At 35.7% G+C, this 1,714-nt stretch carries 3 protein-coding genes; 2 read left to right on the top strand and 1 reads right to left on the bottom strand.

The window, feature by feature from the left end; translation table 11 throughout:
* The first annotated feature begins 50 nt into the window (after window positions 1-50).
* Together GXZ13_06815 and GXZ13_06810 are read left to right on the top strand one after the other, a co-directional pair.
* Complete coding sequence (locus GXZ13_06815) at window positions 51-419, top strand: hypothetical protein (protein ID NLX75523.1); 369 nt, start codon at window positions 51-53, stop codon at window positions 417-419.
* Between the two features lie 231 nt (window positions 420-650).
* On the top strand, window positions 651-1,280 hold the full coding sequence (locus tag GXZ13_06810; GenBank protein ID NLX75522.1) for a hypothetical protein: 630 nt from the start codon (window positions 651-653) through the stop codon (window positions 1,278-1,280).
* Window positions 1,281-1,549: 269 nt separating this feature from the next.
* Here the strand turns inward: GXZ13_06810 and GXZ13_06805 are convergent.
* A partial coding sequence (locus GXZ13_06805; GenBank protein NLX75521.1) for an EAL domain-containing protein occupies window positions 1,550-1,714 on the bottom strand: 165 nt, incomplete at its 5' end.

The following is a 1,714-nucleotide window of genomic DNA, read 5'->3' as shown; positions in this document are numbered from 1 at the left end:
TTTGGTGGTCTGTTACAAAATAAGACATAGAACAACATCCTCATCTTCAAATGAGTACCACAGCAGATCAGAGAGGCTGCATAATAAGTTACAATACACAGGGATTTGACCCTTCTGTAAGTGTTGTCCGTCAAGGAGCTATAGGAGTAACCCCCTTAACAATCACATTAACTTCGCATTTTGTTCCGGCAGAAAAAAATATGGGTGCAGTCTTTTTTTTCGATGATGAAATGCAGTATATCCCCTATTATACAGCCGCAAAGACATTAGATGGCGGACTAACAATGCCTGTGCCATCAAATATAAAGTCATTAAAATCTGTCAAACCTGGTTTTTACCATTGCTTTGATTACTCATTCTTTTATTGCAACCTCGTGGAGAACGTAAGACTGCGAATAGATTCCTATTTGAATAAGTAGGCACTTTTAAATCAAATTTTGCGTGTTACCTGTATTTGCGTACTAAAAAGAGTATTCTTATTAAATGAGAATTCCTTTTTTAAAGTTCAAATAGGGATTCAAGTCACCATATCCAATTTACATTTTATCTGCAAAAAACAATGTATTGTTTCTAACGATTAGAATATAATAACAATATAAATAAACTTTATCTTGTTTCCATATTTCAAAAATAAATAGGGGGTGCTTTTATTGAAAGTTGAACGTGTTGCTGTAATTTTAATGTTATTACTGATTCTTATAGGAAGTTTAATAACAATTGTCGAAGCTTCACAAAGCAAACTGGAAGGGATCGTTTCTGATCAAAATGGTTCTCCTATTTCAAATGTTAAAGTTAATGTTTGGGATGGCAAGATGTTGAGACAGTCAGTATCTGATTCAACAGGCAAGTATTCTGTTTCGGGGATAACTCCGGGGACTTTTTTTGCAGTCCGTTTAACTAAACAAGATTCAGAAACAGTTCGCATAGGAGGAACACGTTTCCCTGAAAAGGGCAATCTCGTTCTATCAGCAGAATTCTTAACATTGGCAGTAAATTCTAACTTCATATTAAGACTGCCTTCCAACCCTTCGACAGGTTATTCTTGGACGACACTTTCAAATACCCCTGCAAACATACTTGATTTCAGAAAAAAAGCGATGGAAGAGGAAAAGAATAAAGCTGAAAATGAACATAATGCGCTTGGGAAAAGCGGATATGAACTTTGGGAGTTCAATACACAGAAAGCCGGAAAAGCAAGTTTGCTACTTGCATACTACCGCTCTTGGGAAAAACCCATTTCCCCACTTCTCTACCATATCTGTTCGGTTAATGTGAAGTAGAATAAAAAACATGCCTCTCGACTAATTGGTGAGAGGCATTGGGTTTATGCTAATAAGAAATTAAAGTAAATCACGAGGTTTTTAAATTTGCAGCAAATTCGCTTTTAAAGCTGCTTAAGTTGACGTTTTGCTAAATCTCTTTTTTATATAGCAGCTCGTTTTTACTTAATAATCTTTTATTCTTTTTAAAAGTATTTATAGTTAGAATGTGCATTTGAAACATTGACGAACAGCTACTGGTGAGAAGTGCTTTTAGTTTTTAGAAAGCTCTACAAATCGGACTTAGTGAAGTCAACAGGAAACTTCTTATCTACTATTGCTAAGGCATCTTCAAATTCCAAAGGCTTACTATAGAAATAGCCTTGAATGGCATCACAGTCAAAGGCGGCAAGGTATTCCACTTGAGCTTCTTCTTCCACTCCCTCAGCTATGAC

This window comes from Synergistaceae bacterium (assembly GCA_012728235.1).
Classification (GTDB): domain Bacteria; phylum Synergistota; class Synergistia; order Synergistales; family Synergistaceae; genus JAAYFL01.
This window is presented reverse-complemented; position numbering and strand designations above follow the sequence as displayed.